This is a genomic window from Serratia sp. PF-27, assembly GCF_030053255.1.
GTDB classification, from domain to species: Bacteria; Pseudomonadota; Gammaproteobacteria; order Enterobacterales; family Enterobacteriaceae; genus Serratia; species Serratia bockelmannii.
Genome location: NZ_JASGBT010000022.1, coordinates 48,864 through 69,781, shown reverse-complemented (window position 1 = coordinate 69,781; position 20,918 = coordinate 48,864). Strand labels below are relative to the sequence as shown.

Here is a 20,918-nt window from a genome sequence, read left to right as displayed (position 1 = left end):
CCGGTTTGCGGCAACTTCGGCAGCGCGCCGGCAATAAAAAAGGAGCGATATCGCTATCGCTCCCCGATGAACGTCCGTTCAGACTAACAGGCGTTACTGCACCGCGGCAAACGCCTCGGCCACCTGACGCACGTTGTTGTGGTTCAGGCCGGCCACGCACATGCGGCCACTGTGGATCAGGTAGACGCCGAACTCTTCACGCAGGCGATCGACCTGCGCCGCGCTGAAGCCGGTGTAGCTGAACATGCCGCGCTGAGCCAGCAGGTAATCGAAGTTGCGCTGCGGCAGCGCGCTCTTCAGGGTGTCCACCAGCGCGTGACGCATCTCGAGAATGCGGGTACGCATGCTCTCCACTTCGTCCAGCCATTGGGTTTTCAACTGGGCGTCGTTCAGCACCTTGGCCACCAGCTGCGCGCCGAAATTCGGCGGGCTCGAGTAGTTGCGGCGCACGGTGGCCTTCAGCTGGCCCAGTACGCGCCCGGCCGCCTCTTCGCTTTCGCACACCACCGACAGGCCGCCGACGCGCTCGCCGTACAGCGAGAAGATCTTCGAGAACGAGTTGCTCACCAGGCACGGCAGGCCGGCCGCCGCGATGGCGCGAATGGCGTAGGCGTCCTGCTCCATGCCGCCGCCGAAGCCCTGATAGGCGATGTCGAGGAACGGAATGATTTCACGCTCGGCGATCACCTTGACCACCTCATCCCACTGGGCAGGGGTCAGGTCGGAACCGGTCGGGTTGTGGCAGCACGGATGCAGCAGCGCGATGCTGTGCTTCGGCAGCTGTTTCAGCGCAGCGAGCATGGCGTCGAACTTCACGCCCAGGCTTTCGCTGTCGAAATACGGATAGGTATTCACCTTGAAACCGGCGCCGCTGAAGATGGCGACGTGGTTTTCCCAGGTCGGATCGCTGACCCACACCTGCGAATCCGGGAAGTAGCTTTTCAGGAAGTCGGCGCCCACTTTCAACGCGCCGGAACCACCGACGGTCTGAATGGTGGCGATGCGCCCCTGCTGCAGCATCGGATGCTGCGCGCCGAACAGCAGCTGCTGGATGGCGGAACGATAGGGTTGCAGCCCTTCCATCGGCAGGTATACCGAGGCGCCGTGCTCGACGCTGTTCAACTGCGCTTGCGCCGCGGCGACCGCCCGCATCTGGGGGATGATGCCCTGCGCATCGTAGTACAGGCCGATACTCAGGTTCACCTTGTGCGCGCGCGGGTCTTGTTTGAATTTTTCCATCAGCGACAGAATGGGATCGCCGGCATAGGCGTCAACGTTCTGGAACACGGGGTTTTTCTCCTGGTTTATTTATTGTGGTTTAGGCACAGCGTTACGTTCCTAATATAGACGGAAAAGCGCATTCGGTTTCAGCTTTCTCGCGTCACCGGCAACAAACCGTTTTCCTTGATGCGATTGAGCACCACCGCCGTTTTGATATGCGCCACGCTTTTGTGCGGCGACAGCGTCTGGCTGATGAATTCGCTCAGCGCCGGCAGGTCAGCCACCGCCACTTTCAGCAGGTAATCGGCGTCGCCGGTGGTCTTGTAAGCGTCAAGGATCGCGTCCACGTCCTCCAGCATCTGATGAAAGCTGTCGATCTGCTCCTGCGCATGCGTGATCAGGCTGACTTCAATCAGCCCCACCAGCCCCAGGCCGACCGCCTCCGGCGCCAGCCGCGCGTGGTAGCCGCGGATCAGCTGCGCCTGCTCCAGGCTGATGCGCCGCCGCGAACATTGGGAGGCCGAGAGCCCCACCAGTTCGCTCAGCTCCTGATTGGTCAAACGGCCGTTGGCCTGTAACAGCGTCAGGATTTTCATATCAAAATCGTCAATGTTGTACATAGCCACCTGTAAACTGTGTTAATAAATGTTGACGTTACAGCCTACCAGTTTTTTTACCGTTGCCGACGTCACACCCTGGCGCTTGAATCGCGTACAGCAGCAACGCCCGGCGTTTTCGCCGGTAAGCGGCATAAAAAACGGCTAACTCATGCAGACAAACGACAATTAACGGCGAAGTAACGCATAAAACCACGAATGTATAAAAAGGACGCCAGATGAAAAAGCTACTCCCCCTCGCGCTGCTGCTCGCCGCCGGCAGCGCCAGCGCGCAATCCCACCTGGACAAAGTGCTGCAGCAAAAGACCCTGGAGGTCTGCACCACCGGCGACTACAAGCCCTATACCTTCCTCAAGGAAGACGGCAGCTATGAAGGCATCGACATCGACATGGCGCAATCGCTGGCCAAGAGCCTGGGCGCCAACGTGAAGTGGGTGAAAACCAGCTGGAAAACCCTGACGCCGGACTTCGCCTCCGGCAAGTGCGACATCGCGATGGGCGGCATCTCCGTCACGCTGGAGCGGCAAAAACAGGTGTTCTTCGCTGACAAGCTGGATACCGACGGCAAAATCCCGCTGGTGCGCTGCACCGACGTGAAGAAATACCGCACTCTCGAACAGATCAACAAGCCGTCGGTGCGTCTGTTGGAACCGGCGGGCGGCACCAACGAAGCCTTCGTGCACGCCTATCTGCCGAAGGCCAAACTGACGCTCACGCACGACAACATGAGCATTTTCCAGCAGCTGGTGGATCGCAAGGCGGACGTGATGATCACCGACGCCTCCGAGGCGCTGTACCAGCAGAAGCGCTATCCGAAGCTGTGCGCGGTGAATCCGACCAAACCGATGCAGTACGGCGAGAAGGCTTACATGCTGCCGCGCGACGATCTGAGCTGGAAACTGTATGTGGATCAGTGGCTGCACCTGGCCAAGGCGACCGGCGAGTATCAGAAGGTTATCGACAAGTGGTTGGCGGTAAAGAAGTAACCCGCTGAGAAACGGGGCCGACGCGCGTCGGCCCCTGCGGCGCATCAGTCGCCGATGTATTCCATCGCCACACGCTGCGTGAGCTTGGTGATCAGTTCGTAAGCGCTGATGCCGGTGCAGGCGGCGATGCGTTCGACCGGCAGCGCCTGGCCCCACAGCACCGCTTCATCCCCCACCTTATCGGCGGCGTCCGGCCCGAGATCGACCGAAATCATGTCCATCGACACCCGGCCGACGATCGGCACTTCGCGGCCGTTGATCAGGATTGGCGTACCGGTCGGCGCGCTGCGCGGGTAACCGTCGCCGTATCCCATCGCCACCACGCCCAGCCGGGTATCGCGCGGGCTGACCCAGGTGCCGCCGTAGCCGACCGCTTCGCCGGCCTTGTGCTCGCGCACCGCGATCAGGCTGGATTTCAGGGTCATCGCCGGCTGCAGACCATGCTCGGCGCCGCTGCCGTTATCCAGCGGCGACACGCCGTACAGAATGATGCCGGGGCGCACCCACTCGTTGTGGGCGTCCGGCCACAGCAGCGTGCCACCGGAGGCGGCGACCGAGCGCTGGCCCGGTTTACCGCGCGCGAACTGCTCAAAGCAGGCGATCTGTTTCAACGTGGTGTCGGACTCCGGTTCATCGGCGCGGCTGAAGTGGCTCATGATATTGACCGGCTGCGCCACGTTGCGGCAGGCGCACAGGCGCTGATAAAACGCCTCCGCGTGTTCGGGGCGCACCCCCAGCCGATGCATGCCGGTATCGAGCTTCATCCACACCGGCACCGGGCGCGCCAGCTCGGCCTGCTCCAGCGCTTCGAGCTGTTCGATGCAGTGCACCGCGGTTTCGATGTTGTTCGCCACCAGCACCGGCAGATCTTCGGCACTGAAGAAGCCTTCCAGCAGCAGGATCGGTTTGACGATGCCGCCGGAACGCAGCATCAGCGCCTCGTCGATGCGCGCCACGCCGTAGCAGTCGGCGTCTTGCAGGGTGTGTGCTGTTTCCAGCAGGCCATGTCCATAAGCGTTTGCTTTCACAACGGCAATCAGGCGGCTTTGTGGCGCCTGGCGGCGCACCTGTTGCAGATTATGTCGCAGAGCGCGGCGGTCGATTACAGCGGTTGCCGCTTTCATTTCAGTTCCTTAGCTGATTATTCGTCATCGTATTGTGGCCCCGCGTAGTTGTCGAAACGCGACCACTGGCCGTTAAAGGTAAGGCGCACGGTACCGATCGGGCCGTTACGCTGCTTACCGATAATAATTTCCGCGATCCCTTTCAGATCGCTGTTCTCGTGATACACCTCATCACGATAGATGAACATAATCAGGTCGGCGTCCTGCTCGATAGAGCCGGATTCACGCAGGTCGGAGTTAACCGGGCGTTTGTCGGCGCGCTGCTCCAGGCTTCGGTTCAGCTGCGACAGCGCCACCACCGGCACCTGCAGCTCTTTCGCCAGCGCCTTCAGCGAGCGCGAAATCTCGGCGATCTCCAGCGTACGGTTGTCGGACAGGGCCGGCACGCGCATCAGCTGCAGGTAGTCGATCATGATCAGGCTAAGCCCGTCGTGCTCGCGGAAAATGCGCCGCGCGCGCGAGCGCACTTCGGTCGGCGTCAGGCCGGAGGAATCGTCGATGTACATGTTGCGCTTCTCCAGCAGGATACCCATGGTGCTGGAAATGCGCGCCCAGTCCTCGTCGTCGAGCTGGCCGGTACGGATGCGCGTCTGATCCACGCGCGACAGCGACGCCAGCATACGCATCATGATCTGCTCGCCGGGCATCTCCAGGCTGAAGATCAGCACCGGTTTTTCCTGGGTCATCGCGGCGTTTTCGCACAGGTTCATGGCGAAGGTGGTTTTCCCCATCGATGGACGGGCGGCGACGATGATCAGATCGGACTTTTGCATGCCCGCGGTTTTCTTGTTGAGGTCCTGATAGCCGGTATCGACCCCGGTCACGCCGTCGTGCGGCTGCTGATACAGCTGTTCGATGCGCGATACGGTGTCTTCCAGGATGCGTTCGATGCCCTTCGGGCCTTCGTCTTTGCTGGCGCGGTTCTCGGCGATTTGGAATACGCGGGATTCCGCCAGATCGAGCAGGTCTTCGCTGCTGCGCCCCTGCGGATCGTAGCCGGCGTCGGCGATTTCGTTAGCCACCGAGATCATTTCGCGCACCACCGCGCGCTCGCGCACGATGTCGGCGTAGGCGCCGATGTTGGCGGCGCTCGGGGTGTTTTTCGACAGCTCGGCCAGGTAGGCGAAGCCGCCGACCGAGTCCAGTTCACCCTTCTGCTCGAGCGATTCGGACAGGGTGATGAGGTCGATAGGCTTGCTCATCTCCAGCAGACGCTGCATCTCGGTAAAGATCAGGCGATGTGGGCGGCTGAAGAAGTCGTTGGCGACCACGCGCTCCGCCACGTTGTCCCAGCGCTCGTTATCCAGCATCAAACCGCCCAACACCGACTGCTCGGCCTCCAGCGAGTGCGGCGGCATCTTCAGCCCTTCCATCTGACGATCTCTGGAACGCTCTCTGGTTTCGTCCGCGTTTGTTTTGTTGGTTGGTTTTTTTCCTGCCATGAAACGTAGTCTTTATCCGGTTGCGAATGAAGGATCTTGACGCGAGAGTATACGTGATTTTTGCGTCATAACCGATGCAAAAAAGGTATTGAATCCCGCACGGGTGAACTGGATCTCCGATACTAAAAAGAATAGGGTGAAATCAGACACCCAAACGAGGTAACGATATGGCCAAGCGCATTCAATTCTCCGCCACCGGCGGGCCGGAAGTCTTGCAATACGTTGATTTTACACCGCTCGATCCCGCCGCCGGCGAAGTGCAGGTCGAGAACAAAGCGATCGGCATCAACTACATCGACACCTATGTGCGCAGCGGGCTGTACGCGCCGGCGAGCCTGCCGAGCGGCCTCGGCACCGAGGCGGCCGGCGTGGTGGTCAAGGTTGGCGCCGGCGTCAGCGCGATCAAACCGGGCGACCGGGTGGTGTATGCGCAGTCGTCGCTCGGCGCCTACAGCGAGATCCACAACGTGCCGGAAGAGAAAGTGGCGCTGCTGCCGCATAACCTCAGCTTTGAGCAGGGTGCCGCCTCTTTCCTCAAAGGGCTGACGGTACACTACCTGCTGCGCCAGACCCACGACGTGCAGCCGGGTGAAGTGTTCCTGTTCCATGCCGCCGCCGGTGGGGTTGGGCTTATCGCCTGCCAATGGGCCAAAGCGCTGGGCGCGCGCCTGATCGGCAGCGTCGGTTCCGACGAGAAGGCGGCGCTGGCGAAGCAGGCCGGCGCCTGGGCCACCATCAACTACCATAAAGAGGATATCGCCCAGCGGGTGGCCGAGCTGACGCACGGCGAGAAGGTCGGCGTGGTGTACGATTCGGTGGGTAAAAGCACCTGGCTGGCCTCGCTCGACAGCCTGAAGCGTCGCGGCCTGATGGTGAGCTTCGGCAACGCGTCCGGCCCGGTGACCGGCGTCGATCTGGCGCTGCTGAATCAGAAGGGCTCGCTGTACGTCACCCGCCCTTCCCTCAACGGCTACATCACCAACCGCGCCGAGCTGCAGTACGCCAGCAACGAGCTGTTCTCGCTGATCGGCAGCGGCGCCATTCGGGTGGAGGTGAAAGACGAGCAGAAATTCGCGCTGGCCGACGCCCAGCGGGCACACCAGGTGCTGGAAAGCCGCAGCACCAGTGGCTCCAGCCTGCTGATCCCCTGATAGCGGCAAAAGAAAAGGGCTCCTTACGGAGCCCTTTCTGTTACTGCGTTTTGTAGGGGTAGAGCAGAGTCCGCCAGAGACAGGGGGTTGCTTCAGCAACACGAATTTTGATTGTCTCTCACGGTGATGAAATCGATCGCATCACTGCATCGACCCACATCCTAACAGCCCCGTCCGGCAAAAAACACGCTTTATGTGCCACATCGCGCGGTAAAACTGCCAAGCTGTGATCGCTGCCGCATTAGCGGGGCGGCAAGTTGTGCAAGTTTCATCGCGACTGACTGATTATTCAGCAAAAAATCAGTAACGCCTGGCCTGCGGTTTCTGCATCGACCGGTAAATCCATACCCCGACGACCGCCAAAATCAGCCACGGCAGCAGCTTGATGACCACCGCGAACAACCCGCCCAACAGCATGAACGCCGCCGCCACCAACAGCGCAGCGAAGATCCCCAGCAGCGAGATGCCGGTCACCATCAGCATCACCACAAAGCCAATGAGAAAGAAGATTTCCAACATGATTGCTCCTTTGCAACTCAACGTATCTGCAGAGTGGATTACAAGAAGCGTGCCAGAACGGCGAAAGGGCTAACCTATTGAAAAAACGGGGCAGGCATCCGGCAATGGGCCGAATGCCTGGCGAAAAAGACTAACTGTTGGTCAAATTTTTGGTGGGTTACGCCATTTCGACACGCGGCTGACGCACCAGCGCCAGCGCCTGCTCCACCACCCGCGCATCGGCGCCCGGCTTGTGGGCGTTCTCGCTCAGGTGGCGACGCCACTGGCGCGCGCCCGGCACACCCTGGAACAAACCGAGGATGTGGCGGGTGATGTGGCCGAGATAGGTGCCGTTGGACAACTCGCGCTCAATATACGGATACAGCGCTTCGACGATCGCCACGCTGTCCGGCACCTCGGTCTGCGCGCCGAACAGTTCGCTGTCGACCCGCGCCAGGATACCCGGATTCTGATACGCCTCGCGCCCTATCATCACACCGTCCAGATGCTGCAGATGCTGCTGCGCCTCTTCCAGCGTTTTCACCCCGCCGTTAATGGCGATGGTCAGCGCCGGGAAATCCCGCTTCAGCTGATAGACGCGCGGATAATCCAGCGGCGGCACTTCGCGGTTTTCTTTCGGGCTGAGGCCGGAGAGCCAGGCCTTGCGCGCGTGGATGGTGAACATGTCGCACTCGCCGCGCCCGGCGACGGTCTCGATAAAGTCACACAGGAAGGCGTAGCTGTCCTGATCGTCGATGCCGATGCGGGTCTTCACCGTCACCGGGATCGACACCACGTCGCGCATCGCCTTGATGCAATCGGCGACCAGCGCCGCCTGGCCCATCAGACAGGCGCCGAACATGCCGTTTTGCACGCGATCGGACGGGCAGCCGACGTTGAGGTTAATCTCGTCGTAACCGCGCTGCTCCGCCAGCTTGGCGCAATGCGCCAGCGCGGCCGGATCGCTGCCGCCCAGCTGCAGCGCCACCGGATGCTCTTCTTCGCTGTAGGCCAGATAGTCGCCCTTGCCGTGGATGATCGCGCCGGTGGTCACCATTTCGGTGTACAGCAGCGTTTCCTTGGTCAGCAGGCGGTGGAAGTAACGGCAATGACGATCGGTCCAGTCGAGCATCGGCGCGATGGAGAAACGATTGGCGGCGTAGGTTGGGGCGTGGTTGTCTTTCGTCATGCTGAGTTACTGGCTACCTGAGTCTGTCTGGGTTCAACGAACGGCGCGCGGCCGCAAACGGCTATTATAACGACAATCGGCGCCGTTGGGAAAACCCGCTTGCCGCCGGCAAAAATAAGCGGAGACAAGGCGAATAAACCCACTCGTTCAGGTGTTATCTCATTACGGGCGCGCACGGCGCCTCTGCCTTGAGGACACAACCATGAACAGCTTCATTAAACGCCTGCTGGCATCGGCCATTGCCGGCTGCCTGCTGTTTTCCGGCGCGGCGCTGGCGATGGGCGGCGACGGCAGCAGCCAAACCCCGCCGACCTGCCCGAAAGGCCAGGTCTACGACAGCAAAACTCAGACCTGCATGGTGGATAAAAGCGGCAAGGTCGACGACGTCGACCGCACTCACTACGCCTATGCGCTGGCGAAAAGCGGCCGCTATCAGGAAGCGCTCGATATGCTCAACACGCTGAAAGATCCCAACACCGCCGTTGCGCTGAACTATCGCGGCTACGCCACGCGCAAACTTGGCCGCACCGATGAGGGTATCGGCTATTATTTAAAATCAGTAGCTCTCGATCCGAAATACCCTAAAGTGCGCGAGTACCTGGGGGAAGCCTACATGCTGAAAGGCCGACCCGATCTGGCGCGCCAGCAGCTGCAGGTGATCCAGTCGCTGTGCGGCACCAAATGCGAGGAGTACCGCGATTTGGCGGCGGCCATCGACCGCCACCCGGAATCTTGATCCGACGCGCCTGCGGAGGTGACTATCAGCGGCGATGCGATACGCGATGAACTCGGTCACTATCTCTCCCGCCTGTGGCGCTATGCGCTGGTGCTTTCGCACCGGCGGGATATCGCCGACGATCTGGTGCAGGCGACCTGCCTGCGTGCGCTGGAGCGCGCTGCGCAATTCACTCCCGGTTCGCACCTGGATCGCTGGTTGTTTTCCATCCTGCACTCCATCTGGCTCAATGAAGTTCGCGCCCAACATCTTCGCCAAGGGCAAGGCTGCATGGCGGCGGAAGAGCTGGACGATGCGGACAACGGTGAACAGCCGGTCTGGCTCCATGAAGTGATGCGACGCGTCAGCCGGCTGCCGGCGGCTCAGCGCAACGCGCTGTTTCTGGTGTATATCGAAGGGCTATCCTATCGGGAGGCCGCGAAAGTGCTGGCGGTGCCAATCGGCACCGTCATGAGCCGCCTGGCGGCCGCACGCTTGGCGTTGGCCGATGACCGCCCGTTGGCAAACGACGGCCCGCACCGCAAAGAGAGCCATCCCGCCCCCTTGCCTCCTGCTCGTCGATAACGCCCTATTCCAACGAGCGGATAACCCGGCATGGCTGCCCCAGCGCCAGCACGTTGGCCGGGATGTCGCCGGTGACGATGCTGCCCGCGCCGATGGTCGTGCCGTCGCCGATGGTCACTCCCGGCAGGATCACTACGTTGCCGCCGATCCAGACGTTGTTGCCAATGGACACCGGCTGCGCCGAGGTGCGGAAAGGGAAATCCGGATCGCCGGTGAAGCGCTCTGCGGCCTTCAGCGGGTGGCTCGGCGTATAGATTTGCACGTTGGGGCCGATCAGCGTGTTGTCGCCGATGGTGATGGTATTACAATCGAGGAACACCGCATTGACGTTGATAAAACAGTTTTTACCGATGCGGACATGCTGCCCGTAGTCGCACCAGAATGGTGTTTCAATCCAACTCGCCTTCCCCCAGGCGCCAAACAGCTCGCCGAGCAGGCGGTTTTTCTCGTCCGCCTGATGCGAGTCCAGCGCCCCCAAGCTTTTGGTCAACGCCCTCGCCCGATGGTACAGGGCGATCAGTTCTTCATCGCGGCTGTTGTACTCCAGGCCGCTTAACAGCTTCTCTCTTTCCGTCATCACACAGGGCTCCTGCTCATCACGCGGGTGAAAGGCGTTATACCGCTCTCGTCCCCCGCTCTCCAGCGCTAAAACCGGCAACGTTGATTTGCCGCCCGACGGCGGGGAAAAGTTGTGATGCAACTCTCTTTTCGCGCGATCGACGCGCCTTTCCCTGCGCTATCCTCAGGGGAAAAGGGGGCAACTCTCGGCGATTCGCCGTAATCATGGTAAAATCGGCTTTTTTACGTACCGGGATATTTGCGATGAACTCAACCACCCAGGAAAAGCTGCTGGCGCAGGCTGAACGCCTCTGCCAGCAACGCAATGTGCGATTGACGCCGCAACGGCTGGAAGTGCTGCGTCTGATGACTCAGCAACCCGGTGCAATCAGCGCATATGACCTGCTCGATCTGCTGCGCGTCGCCGAACCGCAGGCCAAGCCGCCGACGGTCTACCGCGCGCTGGATTTTCTGCTGGAGCAAGGGTTTATCCATAGAGTGGAATCGGCCAACAGCTACGTGCTGTGCCACCATTTCGAACAGCCGATGCATACGTCCGCGCTGTTTATCTGCGACCGCTGCGGCCAGGTGACCGAACGCACCACCGAAGGCGTGGAAGAAACGCTGCAGAAGCTGGCGCAGGAAGCCGGATTTGCGCTGCGGCACAGCGTGGTGGAAGCGCACGGTCTGTGCGCCGGTTGCGTTGAAGTTGAGGCTTGTGACAGCAAGCATGACTGCGCCGAACACGATCACAGCATCGCCATCAAGAAGAAGTAAGACGAAGTCAGGTACTTCCCTGTACCTGCAGCCGGGGCGCCAGAGGATGGAGCGACGCCGGCCTGCGCTGTTGCCGGCCGCCGTCAGTGGCGGCCCTGCTGTTACCAGCGGTGTTTGGTGTGATCTTCCCAGGCTTTCACCTCTTTCTCGGCCGCCTCTTTCTGGTAACCGTAGCGCTCCTGGATTTTACCGACTAGCTGTTCGCGTTTCCCTTCGATGACCGTCAGATCGTCATCGGTCAGCTTGCCCCATTTTTCCTTCACTTTGCCTTTCAGCTGCTTCCAGTTACCGTCGGCTTGATCTTTATTCATAGTCTCTCCGTTAACCTGTGGTGAATCAGTGATCCCTGTCGCCGGCCGGGGTTAAACAGAAATTTTTCTGGTTGATACTCCCTTCACCTTAAGAAGCACCGCTCCCCTTCATTCACCAGCCACATGATTCATTCTAGTTAAACATGGAAATAAAAAAGCCAAACATCAGAATAAAAAACCATTAAAAAGAAAAATAAACACAAAAAACGCTAACAAACAACGAACTAAACCGGAAATATTCAGGCTGGAAACATGTAAGCAAACATGAATAAAAACATAAGATAAATTAATAATTAACCCAACAAAGCGTCCGGTCTAACGTGCAGCAAACCAGCTGCCGCGCACCTGATGACGGTGCCAAATCCAACCCAGCGCCACGCCACGCAACGTCAGAAACACCGCCAGCGCCAGCCAGAGCCCGTGGTTGCCTAGCAGCGGCACGCTGAACAGCGTCAGACCATATCCTGCCGCGGCCACCGCCATACTGTTACGCATCTCGGCGCCGCGCGTGGCACCGATAAACATGCCGTCCAGCAAATAGCACCACACCCCGACCAGCGGCAGAATGACCTGCCACGGTAAATAGTGGGCGGCCAACGCACGCAGCTCCGGCAAGGAGGTCAACGCCGCCACGATCTGCTGGCCGGTAACGGCATACGCCAGGCCGAAAGCCAACGCGACCAGCCCAGCCTGCCTGCAGGCCGCGTGCCACACCTTACGCAGTTGGCTGCCGTCCCGGGCACCGTAGGCGTGGCCGGAATGGGCCTCCACCGCATAAGCGAAGCCGTCGAGCGCATAGGCGGTAAACGTCAGCAGGTTCATCAACACCGCGTTAACCGCCACCACATCGCTCCCCAGGCGAGCGCCGAAAATGGTCAGCGACGCAAAACACAGCTGCAGCAGCAATGAGCGCAACATGATGTCGCGATTGAGCGCCAGCAGGCGGCGCAGATCGCCACGCCAGGCCTGACGCAGCATCGCCAGGGTAATACCGCGCAGACGCATCACTCGCCACGCCAGCCACAGGCCGAGCAATAGCGTGGCATATTCGGCGATGGCGGTGGCCGCCGCCGCCCCTCGTACGTTCCAGCCCAGGCCCATCACCAGCCAGATATCCAGCACGATGTTCAGCAGGTTGCCGACGATCAGCAGGATCACCGGCGCACGCACGTACTGCACGCCGAGCAGCCAGCCCAGCAGCACCAGGTTGGCCAGCGCCGCCGGTGCGCTCAACCAGCGGATCTCAAGAAAACGCCGCGCCTGCTCCAGCACCTCGCCATCGCCGCCGACGATCCGCAGCGCCAGTTCAATCAGCGGGTAGCGCAACAGGACGATCGCCCCCCCGGCCAACAACGCCAGCAGCAGCGGTTGCATAAAGGCGCGCGCCAGCGCCTGCGGGTTCTTCGCTCCCAGCGCCTGCGCCGCGAGGCCGGTGGTGCTCATGCGCAGGAACAGCAGCAGCATGAACAGGAAGCTGGTCGCCACCGCGCCGATCGCCACGCCTCCCAAATAGATCGGGCTGTCGAGGTGGCCGATCACCGCGGTGTCCACCAGCCCGAGCAGCGGCACGGTGATATTGGAGAAAATCATCGGCAGGGCGAGGCGCCACAGGGCTTTATCGGTGTCGCTGGTGAAGGCGGAAATCAGGCGCATGATGGGATGTTCCTGTGACAGAGTGACGAAGGGCGAGGTCAGAAACAAAAACGCCCCAAAACAGGGGCGATTGATACAGGGAGCGGCGGTGATGGCGCGGCGATTAAATCCAGTCGCCGTTGCGGATCACGCCGACCGCCAGCCCTTCGATCGTGAAATTCTGCTGGCGCAGATCGACCACGATCGGTTGGAATTCATTGTTCTCCGGCAGCAGCTCAACCATGTTACCGTGCTTTTTCAAGCGCTTGACCGTCACTTCGTCTTCGATGCGCGCGACCACGACCTGGCCGTTGCGCACGTCTTGCGTTTTGTGCACCGCCAGCAGATCGCCGTCCAGAATGCCGATGTCGCGCATCGACATGCCGTTCACCCGCAACAGGAAATCGGCGCTCGGTTTAAACAGGGAAGGATCCACCTGGTAGTGCCCTTCGATGTGCTGCTGCGCCAGCAGCGGTTCGCCGGCGGCGACGCGACCGATCAGCGGCAGCCCTTCTTCTTCTTCCATCAACAGGCGGATACCGCGCGACGCACCGGAGACGATTTCGATCACGCCTTTGCGTGCCAGCGCCTTCAGGTGCTCTTCGGCGGCGTTAGGCGAACGGAACCCCAGACGCATCGCGATCTCGGCACGCGTTGGCGGCATGCCCGTTTGCGAAATATGATCGCGAATCAGATCGTAGACCTCTTGCTGTCTGGTAGTTAGTGCTTTCATTCCGCCCCCTGTTTGTTTATACAGTCTTGCTGTGAGTATATACAGGTAAGCGCGGATTGGGAACCGAAGAATAAATAAAAATCAGTCAGTAGGCGACTTTCGTCAGCCAAAATGCTGCCACAAGACCGTGCCCCATACGAACAGCGCCAGCACGATCGCCAGCGACACCGCCGCCGATCCCATGTCCTTGGCCCGCCCGGACAGCTCATGGTGTTCGCTGCCGATGCGATCCACCACCGCTTCGATCGCGCTGTTCAGGATCTCGACGATCATCACCAGCGCCACCGATCCGATCAATAAAATGCGCGCTATCGCACCCACGTCCAGCCAGACAGCCAGTATGATAGCCAGGAGGGTCACCACCAGTTCCTGGCGGAACGCCGCCTCGTGTTGCCAGGCGGCGGAAAGCCCTTTATAAGAATAGCCGGCGGCCTTGATGATGCGGGTCAATCCGGTTGCTTGGTTTGCCATGTTTTCGTGCCTTTCTCAGAGGTCGGTCATAATAAAAAGAGTCTAGAACAGTCCGCGCTGACGGCTCTCGGTTTTCGAACACCACAGATCTGCTACCCGGTTTCTGGTATGCTTGCGGCGCATTGCTAACAAGAGGCTTCACGTTGTTATGTCAGGTTGGCGTAAAATTTATTATAAAATATTGAATTTACCACTTAAATTGTTGGTAAGAAGTAAGGTCATCCCTTCAGATCCGGTTACCGAGCTAGGGTTGGATCCCTCACGGCCGATTTTGTATGTTTTACCTTACAATTCCAAGGCGGATTTGCTGACGCTGCGCACCCAGTGCCTGGCGCAGGATCTGCCCGATCCGCTCAACGCGCTGGAGATCGACGGCACCGTGCTGCCGAGCTACGTGTTCATTCACGACGGCCCGCGCGTGTTCCGCTACTACACCCCGAAAGAAGAGTCGGTAAAGCTGTTCCACGACTATCTGGATCTGCATCGCAGCAATCCGGATCTCGACATTCAGATGCTGCCGGTTTCGGTCATGTTCGGCCGTTCGCCGGGCCGCGAAGGTCACGGCACGCCACACCTGCGTCTGTTGAACGGCGTGCAGAAATTCTTCGCCGTACTGTGGCTCGGCCGCGACAGCTTCGTGCGTTTCTCCAACACCGTTTCGCTGCGCCGCATGGCCACCGAGCACGGCACGGATAAAACCATCGCGCAGAAACTGGCGCGCGTGGCGCGCATGCACTTCTCGCGTCAGCGCCTGGCCGCGGTAGGCCCGAGCCTGCCGGCCCGTCAGGACCTGTTCAACAAGCTGTTGGCGTCCAAAGCGATCGAAAAAGCGGTCGAGGACGAAGCGCGCAGCAAGAAGATCTCGCACGAGAAGGCCCAGCAGAACGCCATCGCGCTGATGGAAGAGATCGCCGCCGATTTCTCCTACGAAACCGTGCGTCTGTCCGACCGCGTGCTGAGCTGGACCTGGAACCGGCTGTATCAGGGCATCAACGTCACCAACGCCGAGCGCGTGCGCCAGCTGGCGCAGGACGGCCACGAGATCGTCTACGTGCCCTGCCACCGCAGCCACATGGACTATCTGCTGCTGTCCTACGTGCTGTATCACCAGGGCCTGGTGCCGCCGCACATCGCCGCGGGCATCAACCTCAACTTCTGGCCGGCCGGCCCGATCTTCCGTCGCCTGGGCGCGTTCTTCATCCGCCGCACCTTCAAGGGCAACAAGCTTTACTCGACGGTGTTCCGCGAATACCTCGGCGAGCTGTTCACCCGCGGTTACTCGGTGGAATACTTCGTGGAAGGCGGCCGCTCCCGCACCGGGCGCTTGCTGGAGCCGAAGACCGGCACCCTGTCGATGACCATCCAGGCGATGCTGCGCGGCGGCACCCGTCCGATCACGCTGGTGCCGATCTACATCGGCTACGAGCACGTGATGGAAGTGGGTACCTACGCCAAAGAGCTGCGCGGCGCCACCAAGGAAAAAGAGAGCCTGCTGCAGATGCTGCGCGGTCTGCGCAAGCTGCGTAACCTGGGCCAGGGTTACGTCAACTTCGGCGAACCGCTGCCGTTGACAGCTTACCTCAACCAGCACGTGCCGCAGTGGCGCGAGTCGATCGATCCGATCGAAGCTCAGCGCCCAAGCTGGCTGACGCCGACGGTCAACGATCTCGCCGGCCAGATCATGGTGCGCATCAACAACGCCGCCGCGGCCAACGCCATGAACCTGTGTTCCACCGCGCTGCTGGCCTCGCGCCAGCGTTCGCTGACCCGCGAACAATTGCTCGAGCAGCTCGAGTGCTACCTGCAGCTGATGCGCAACGCGCCTTACGCCCATGACGTCACCGTACCATCGCAGACGCCGGACGAGCTGCTGGATCACGCGCTGAACATGAACAAGTTCGAGGTGGAAAAGGACAACATCGGCGACATCATCATCCTGCCGCGCGAGCAGGCGGTGCTGATGACCTATTACCGCAACAACATCCACCACCTGCTGGTGTTGCCGTCGCTGATCGCCAGCATCGTCATGCATCATCGCCGGGTATCGCGCGCCGAACTGCTGCGCCAGATTGGCATGATTTACCCGATGCTGAAAGCCGAGCTGTTCCTGCATAACGACAAGGAGCAGCTGCCGGACGTGCTGCGGCCGATGATCGACGAGCTGATCCGTCAACAGCTTATCTGCGACAAAGGCGACGAGCTGGTGCTGAACCCGGCGCGCATTCGCCCGCTGCAGCTGCTGGCCGCCGGGGTGCGCGAAACCCTGCAACGCTACGCCATCACCATGTCGATCCTCAGCGCCAACCCGAGCATCAACCGCGGCGCGCTGGAGAAAGAGAGCCGCATCATGGCGCAGCGTCTGTCGGTGCTGCACGGCATCAACGCGCCGGAGTTCTTCGACAAGGCGGTATTCTCCACCCTGGTGGCGACGCTGCGCGAAGAAGGCTATATCAACGACAGCGGCGATGCGATCCGCGAGCACACCCTCGAGGTGTACAACATGCTGAGCGATCTGATCACGCCGGAAATCAAGCTGACCATCGAAAGCGTCAACATGCCGGAAGAGACCACCATCCTGCCGCAAACCGATGCGGGAGAAGAGCAAGACGAGTGATTTCGCCCGGCGCAGAAACACAAAAGGCACCCCGAGAGGTGCCTTTTTTCTTGCTGCAGGAAACCGTTACGCCGGCAGATAGCTCAGCGCGATGCCGATAAATACCACCAGCCCGACATAATTGTTCTGCAGGAAGGCCTTGAAGCAGGCTTCGCGCTCGCGCCCGGCAATCTGCTTCTGCTGGTGAATGAACAGCGCGCCCGCCAGCAACAGCGACCAGTAAAACGCGCCGCCGAGCTGCGCCAGATAACCGACCCACACCAGCAGCAACAGCGTCGCGAACTGCAACAGCCCGACGATCAGCTTGTCATAACGCCCGAACAGGATAGCGGTGGACTTGATGCCTATTTTCAGATCATCGTCGCGATCGACCATCGCATACAGCGTGTCGTAGGCCACCGTCCAGCAGATGTTCGCCAGCAGCAGCAGCCAGCAGCTGAGCGGCAGCGATTCGCTGACCGCCGCATAGCCCATCGGAATGCCCCAGCCGAACGCGGCACCCAGCACGAACTGCGGCAGGTTGGTCACCCGCTTCATAAACGGATACACCCAGGCTAGCGCCAGCGCCGCCAGCGACAGCCAGATGGTCATCGCATTCAGCGTCAATACCAGGCAGAAGGAGATCAGCACCAGCACCACGAACAGCACCTTGGCCTCTTTCGCGCTCACCCGACCGCTCGGCATCGGCCGCCCGGCGGTGCGCTTTACGTAGCCGTCCACCGCGCGATCGGCGTAGTCATTCACCACGCAACCGGCGGCGCGCATCAGGAACACGCCGAGCACGAACACCACCAGAATCGACAGCGGCGGCACGCCTTTCCCGGCCAGCCACAGCGCCCACAGCGTCGGCCACAACAGCAACAGCGTGCCGATCGGTTTATCAATGCGCATCAAATGGCTGTAAGCCCGCCATTTACTTTGAGTCACGCTTCCCTCCAACGTCTTGCTCTCCTCTCTTTATGCGGGGACCGCTGAATACAGCGGCGAAGCCGGTAAAAACAGTTCGGTCAGCAACAGCGGCTTGCCCGCCAGCCGCAGCCGTGAACGACGCGCCCACAGCGCGTCCTGCCGGCCGATATGGATATAGTCGCGCGTCAGCTCGCCGCTGCTGAACAGATAGCGCCCGAGCGGCAGCGTCCCCAGATCCACCAGCGCCTGGTCGGGGCCGGTCAGCGTATGTTCCGGGATCACCGTGCGCCCAAGCAGCCAGGGCTGGTCGTCGCCCAGCAGCACCACTTCGCGCAGCCAGTAGCGCGTGCTGTCGGGCAGGTGGTTCGCCTCGTCGCCCAGCGCCTCGCGCGTGACGAAGCATTCGCGCTGCGGTTCAACGCGCACCTGGGCGCAATGGCGTTCAAATCGGCGGGTCATGGAGCCTAACTCCATCAGCCAGTCGCTGACGGCGGCGGGCGCCGGAGGATCCTGTTCGGACAACCACTCCAGCGGCGGCAGGATGGAATCCCTGATGCCAGACATTGTTTTACTCCTCGCCTGAACCGCGGCCGGTGTGGCGCGCCAGGCGATACAAACTGTTAACAGGCCCCCATTGTAGCGCAGAAATGCGAAAGCGGCAGGCTGATTCGTGGCGAAAACGGCAGGTCTGTCGGCCGGAAAAACCGGGGTTCTGTCATCTTTTTGCCATCCGCATTCTCTATCTTCATTTCCCGGCGCGCTGACGATTCTGTGATCGCCCGCAAAGTTTCAGCCTCCTCGCGTTGTGTTATCTACGCGCGTAGATACCCTGATACGGCAGCGTTGAATCGCCATGCGTCCGACATGATTTGTCGGCACACCTTTGTTGCCGGCACCAGGGAAACCATCTTTAACCGCGCCCCTCCAGGCGCAGAACAAAAGAGGATAGCACTGCCATGAGCGAAACAACGCTTGCCCCTTCACAGACCGCCGACGCCGCGCTGGCGGCCGATGAACGCCTGGCAACCAAAGAGGGGCGCAGCCAATTTTGGCGCGCCACCTTCTCCTGCTGGCTCGGCACCGCCATGGAATACGTCGACTTCGCGCTGTACGGCCTGGCGGCCGGCATGGTGTTCGGCGACGTGTTCTTCCCGGAAGCCACGCCGCTGGTGGCGCTGCTGGCCAGTTTCGCCACCTACTCCGTCGGCTTCGTCGCGCGGCCGATCGGTGCGCTGGTGTTCGGCTGGATCGGCGACCGCAAAGGCCGCCGCGTGGTGCTGATCACCACCGTGGCGCTGATGGGCCTCTCCACCACATTGATCGGTCTGATCCCGTCCTATGCGCAAATCGGCGTCTGGGCGCCCACCTGCCTGGTGATCCTGCGCTTCGCGCAGGGGTTCGGCGCCGGTGCGGAACTGTCCGGCGGCGCGGTGATGCTGGCGGAATACGCGCCGGCCAAACGGCGCGGGCTGGTGGCGTCGATCATCGCCATCGGCTCGAACAGCGGCACCCTGCTGGCGTCGCTGGTATGGCTGCTGGTGCTGCAGCTGGACAAGGAAGATCTGATGAGCTGGGGCTGGCGCATTCCGTTCCTCGCCAGCATTCTGATCGCCGGTGCGGCGCTGTACCTGCGTCGCCACGTGCGGGAAACGCCGGTCTTCGAACGCGAGCTACAGCAAAACCACCAGCGCATGCTGGACGCCGCCCAGGCCGCGCCGGATACGCGCAGCTACCTGCAGCGCACCAAGGCGTTCTGGGTGATGCTCGGCCTGCGCATCGGCGAAAACGGCCCTTCCTACCTGTGCCAGGGCTTTATCGTCGGCTATGTCGCCAAGGTGCTGATGGTCGATAAATCGGTGCCGGCGCTGGCGGTGTTGATCGCCTCGCTGTGCGGTTTTCTGGTGATCCCGCTGGCCGGCTGGCTGTCCGATCGCTTCGGCCGCCGCATCACCTACCGCTGGTTCTGCCTGCTGCTGGTGCTGTACGCCTTCCCGGCGTTCTGGTTGCTCGACAGCCGTGAACCGGCGATCGTCATCTCGGTGATCGTGGTCGGCATGTGCATCGCATCGCTGGGGATCTTCGGCGTGCAGGCGGCCTACGGCGTCGAACTGTTCGGCGTGAAGAATCGCTACTCCAAGATGGCGTTCGCCAAGGAGCTCGGTTCGATCCTCTCCGGCGGCACCGCGCCGCTGATCGCCACCGCGCTGCTGTCCGGTTTCGGTCACTGGTGGCCTGTCGCCTGCTATTTTGTTGTAATGGCGGCCATCGGCTTAATCACCACCTTCTTTGCTCCCGAAACCCGCGGCCGCGATCTCAACCTGCCGCAGGATGCCGCGTAGCGAGAAGGCGAACAGGAACCCAATTTGGATAATCACTCCGCGCGACGCGTTACCCGCGCCGACGTGGCCCGCGTAGCGGGCACCTCCGTCGCCGTGGTCAGCTATGTGATCAACAACGGCCCGCGCCCGGTGGCGGAAGCCACCCGGCTGCGCGTGCTGGCGGCGATCGAGCAGACCGGCTACCGGCCTAACGACATCGCGCGGGCATTGGCCTCCGGCAGCACGCAAACCTACGGGCTGGTGGTGCCGGATATTTCCAACCCTTTCTTCGCCACGCTGGCGCGGGCGCTGCAGCAAGAGGCCTTCAGCCGCGGCCGCGTGCTGCTGCTGGGTGACGCCGGCGATGACCGGCAGCGTGAGTATGAGCTGATCAACAACCTGCTGCGCCGCCAGGTCGACGGCCTGCTGTACACCAGCGTCGATCGCCATCCGTGGTTCGAGCTGATCCGCGCCTCCGGCACGCCCTGCGTGATGATAGACACCATCGACAGCCAGGCCGGCGTCTGCGCCATCCGCGTCGACGAGCGCGACGCCGCCTGCCAGGCGACCCGCCATCTGCTGCAGCACGGCTATCGCGACATCGGCATTTTTATCGGCCCGCTGACCATGCTCAACGCGCAGGATCGCCTGAACGGCTGGCGCGATGCGCTGCTGGAGGCGGGCATTGCGCCGCGCGACGAGTGGATTTTCGAGATGCCCTACACCCGCGAGGGCGGCTACCAGGCCACCCAGTGCCTGGTGCAAGGCCCACGCCCACGCGCCGTTTTCACCTCCAACGAGCAGCAGGCGCTCGGCTGCCTGTCGGCGCTGGCAGAGCATGGGTTGCGCGCACCGGACGATCTGGCGCTGATTTGTTTTAACGGCACGCAGCAATCCGAATTCAGCGTGCCGCCGCTCAGCGCGGTCGAGCAGCCGATCGACGCCATGGCCAAGCGGGCCATCGCCATGCTGGCCGCCGGTGCCGCGCCCGCCGAGCTGCATGAATTCGCTTTTCAACTGCGCATCCGCCATTCATGCGGCTGTTAGCGGGTTTTCAGGACACCTTA

General features: G+C 61.3%; 21 protein-coding genes. 8 read left to right on the top strand and 13 right to left on the bottom strand.

All coding sequences use genetic code 11. The features are described 5' to 3' along the window. Window positions 1-93: 93 nt before the first annotated feature. Together QMZ29_RS19840 and QMZ29_RS19835 are read right to left on the bottom strand one after the other, a co-directional pair. On the bottom strand, window positions 94-1,287 hold the full coding sequence (locus QMZ29_RS19840) for an amino acid aminotransferase (RefSeq protein WP_049195296.1): 1,194 nt from the start codon (window positions 1,285-1,287) through the stop codon (window positions 94-96). A gap of 80 nt (window positions 1,288-1,367) precedes the next feature. Then, window positions 1,368-1,841, bottom strand: a complete 474-nt coding sequence (locus QMZ29_RS19835; protein ID WP_025304444.1) for an Lrp/AsnC family transcriptional regulator — start codon at window positions 1,839-1,841, stop codon at window positions 1,368-1,370. A gap of 215 nt (window positions 1,842-2,056) precedes the next feature. Between QMZ29_RS19835 and QMZ29_RS19830 the strand changes: the two genes are divergently transcribed. Continuing rightward, entirely contained in the window at window positions 2,057-2,824 is a 768-nt protein-coding gene (locus QMZ29_RS19830) for a transporter substrate-binding domain-containing protein (RefSeq protein WP_060434701.1), read from the top strand. Between the two features lie 44 nt (window positions 2,825-2,868). Here the strand turns inward: QMZ29_RS19830 and alr are convergent, their stop codons facing one another. Continuing rightward, window positions 2,869-3,948 carry an alanine racemase gene (gene alr, locus QMZ29_RS19825; RefSeq protein WP_049204323.1) on the bottom strand — a complete coding sequence of 360 codons (1,080 nt, stop codon included), beginning with the start codon at window positions 3,946-3,948 and terminating at the stop codon, window positions 2,869-2,871. 17 nt (window positions 3,949-3,965) lie between these two features. Continuing rightward, on the bottom strand, window positions 3,966-5,390 hold the full coding sequence (dnaB, locus tag QMZ29_RS19820; RefSeq protein ID WP_025160134.1) for a replicative DNA helicase: 1,425 nt from the start codon (window positions 5,388-5,390) through the stop codon (window positions 3,966-3,968). Between the two features lie 167 nt (window positions 5,391-5,557). Here dnaB and QMZ29_RS19815 point away from each other — a divergent pair, with 167 nt between their 5' ends. Further along, window positions 5,558-6,541: a quinone oxidoreductase gene (locus QMZ29_RS19815; RefSeq protein WP_197770349.1), complete on the top strand. Its 984-nt coding sequence runs from the start codon at window positions 5,558-5,560 to the stop codon at window positions 6,539-6,541. A 300-nt stretch (window positions 6,542-6,841) separates the two neighbouring features. On the opposite strand, the gene pspG is transcribed toward QMZ29_RS19815, so the two are convergent. Together pspG and dusA are read right to left on the bottom strand one after the other, a co-directional pair. Beyond that, window positions 6,842-7,060 (bottom strand): envelope stress response protein PspG, encoded by a 219-nt coding sequence (pspG, locus tag QMZ29_RS19810; RefSeq protein ID WP_025304448.1) that lies wholly within the window; start codon window positions 7,058-7,060, stop codon window positions 6,842-6,844. 157 nt (window positions 7,061-7,217) lie between these two features. Beyond that, the gene (gene dusA, locus QMZ29_RS19805) at window positions 7,218-8,228 is read right to left on the bottom strand and encodes a tRNA dihydrouridine(20/20a) synthase DusA (protein WP_197815219.1); all 1,011 of its coding nucleotides are present in this window, start codon (window positions 8,226-8,228) and stop codon (window positions 7,218-7,220) included. A 202-nt stretch (window positions 8,229-8,430) separates the two neighbouring features. On the opposite strand from dusA, the gene QMZ29_RS19800 reads away from it, so the two are divergent. Next, on the top strand, window positions 8,431-8,964 hold the full coding sequence (locus QMZ29_RS19800; RefSeq protein ID WP_197770346.1) for a tetratricopeptide repeat protein: 534 nt from the start codon (window positions 8,431-8,433) through the stop codon (window positions 8,962-8,964). Between the two features lie 18 nt (window positions 8,965-8,982). Further along, window positions 8,983-9,528 (top strand): RNA polymerase sigma factor, encoded by a 546-nt coding sequence (locus QMZ29_RS19795; protein ID WP_261425049.1) that lies wholly within the window; start codon window positions 8,983-8,985, stop codon window positions 9,526-9,528. Window positions 9,529-9,532: 4 nt separating this feature from the next. Here QMZ29_RS19795 and QMZ29_RS19790 read toward each other — a convergent pair whose 3' ends face one another. Beyond that, entirely contained in the window at window positions 9,533-10,105 is a 573-nt protein-coding gene (locus QMZ29_RS19790; protein ID WP_025304451.1) for a sugar O-acetyltransferase, read from the bottom strand. Window positions 10,106-10,350: 245 nt separating this feature from the next. On the opposite strand from QMZ29_RS19790, the gene zur reads away from it, so the two are divergent. Further along, window positions 10,351-10,863, top strand: a complete 513-nt coding sequence (zur, locus tag QMZ29_RS19785; protein ID WP_015379223.1) for a zinc uptake transcriptional repressor Zur — start codon at window positions 10,351-10,353, stop codon at window positions 10,861-10,863. A 101-nt stretch (window positions 10,864-10,964) separates the two neighbouring features. Here the strand turns inward: zur and QMZ29_RS19780 are convergent, their stop codons facing one another. From QMZ29_RS19780 to QMZ29_RS19765, 4 genes are all read right to left on the bottom strand, one after another. Then, entirely contained in the window at window positions 10,965-11,174 is a 210-nt protein-coding gene (locus QMZ29_RS19780) for a CsbD family protein (RefSeq protein ID WP_004936743.1), read from the bottom strand. Window positions 11,175-11,489: 315 nt separating this feature from the next. Then, window positions 11,490-12,827, bottom strand: a complete 1,338-nt coding sequence (dinF, locus tag QMZ29_RS19775; RefSeq protein WP_025304452.1) for an MATE family efflux transporter DinF — start codon at window positions 12,825-12,827, stop codon at window positions 11,490-11,492. A gap of 103 nt (window positions 12,828-12,930) precedes the next feature. Further along, window positions 12,931-13,539: a transcriptional repressor LexA gene (gene lexA, locus QMZ29_RS19770; protein ID WP_025304453.1), complete on the bottom strand. Its 609-nt coding sequence runs from the start codon at window positions 13,537-13,539 to the stop codon at window positions 12,931-12,933. A 102-nt stretch (window positions 13,540-13,641) separates the two neighbouring features. Continuing rightward, window positions 13,642-14,010, bottom strand: coding sequence for a diacylglycerol kinase (locus QMZ29_RS19765; protein ID WP_015379225.1), 369 nt, complete (start codon window positions 14,008-14,010; stop codon window positions 13,642-13,644). A 148-nt stretch (window positions 14,011-14,158) separates the two neighbouring features. Between QMZ29_RS19765 and plsB the strand changes: the two genes are divergently transcribed. Further along, a complete protein-coding gene (plsB, locus tag QMZ29_RS19760) occupies window positions 14,159-16,624 on the top strand; it encodes a glycerol-3-phosphate 1-O-acyltransferase PlsB (protein WP_060434712.1) in 2,466 nt (821 codons plus the stop codon). A gap of 66 nt (window positions 16,625-16,690) precedes the next feature. On the opposite strand, the gene ubiA is transcribed toward plsB, so the two are convergent. Together ubiA and ubiC are read right to left on the bottom strand one after the other, a co-directional pair. Beyond that, complete coding sequence (gene ubiA / locus QMZ29_RS19755) at window positions 16,691-17,563, bottom strand: 4-hydroxybenzoate octaprenyltransferase (protein ID WP_025304455.1); 873 nt, start codon at window positions 17,561-17,563, stop codon at window positions 16,691-16,693. 18 nt (window positions 17,564-17,581) lie between these two features. Next, window positions 17,582-18,097, bottom strand: coding sequence for a chorismate lyase (gene ubiC, locus QMZ29_RS19750; protein WP_261127488.1), 516 nt, complete (start codon window positions 18,095-18,097; stop codon window positions 17,582-17,584). 392 nt (window positions 18,098-18,489) lie between these two features. Here ubiC and QMZ29_RS19745 point away from each other — a divergent pair, with 392 nt between their 5' ends. Together QMZ29_RS19745 and QMZ29_RS19740 are read left to right on the top strand one after the other, a co-directional pair. Further along, window positions 18,490-19,872 (top strand): MFS transporter, encoded by a 1,383-nt coding sequence (locus QMZ29_RS19745; RefSeq protein WP_025304457.1) that lies wholly within the window; start codon window positions 18,490-18,492, stop codon window positions 19,870-19,872. 24 nt (window positions 19,873-19,896) lie between these two features. Continuing rightward, a complete protein-coding gene (locus tag QMZ29_RS19740; RefSeq protein ID WP_173889865.1) occupies window positions 19,897-20,898 on the top strand; it encodes a LacI family DNA-binding transcriptional regulator in 1,002 nt (333 codons plus the stop codon). The last annotated feature ends 20 nt before the right edge of the window (window positions 20,899-20,918 follow it).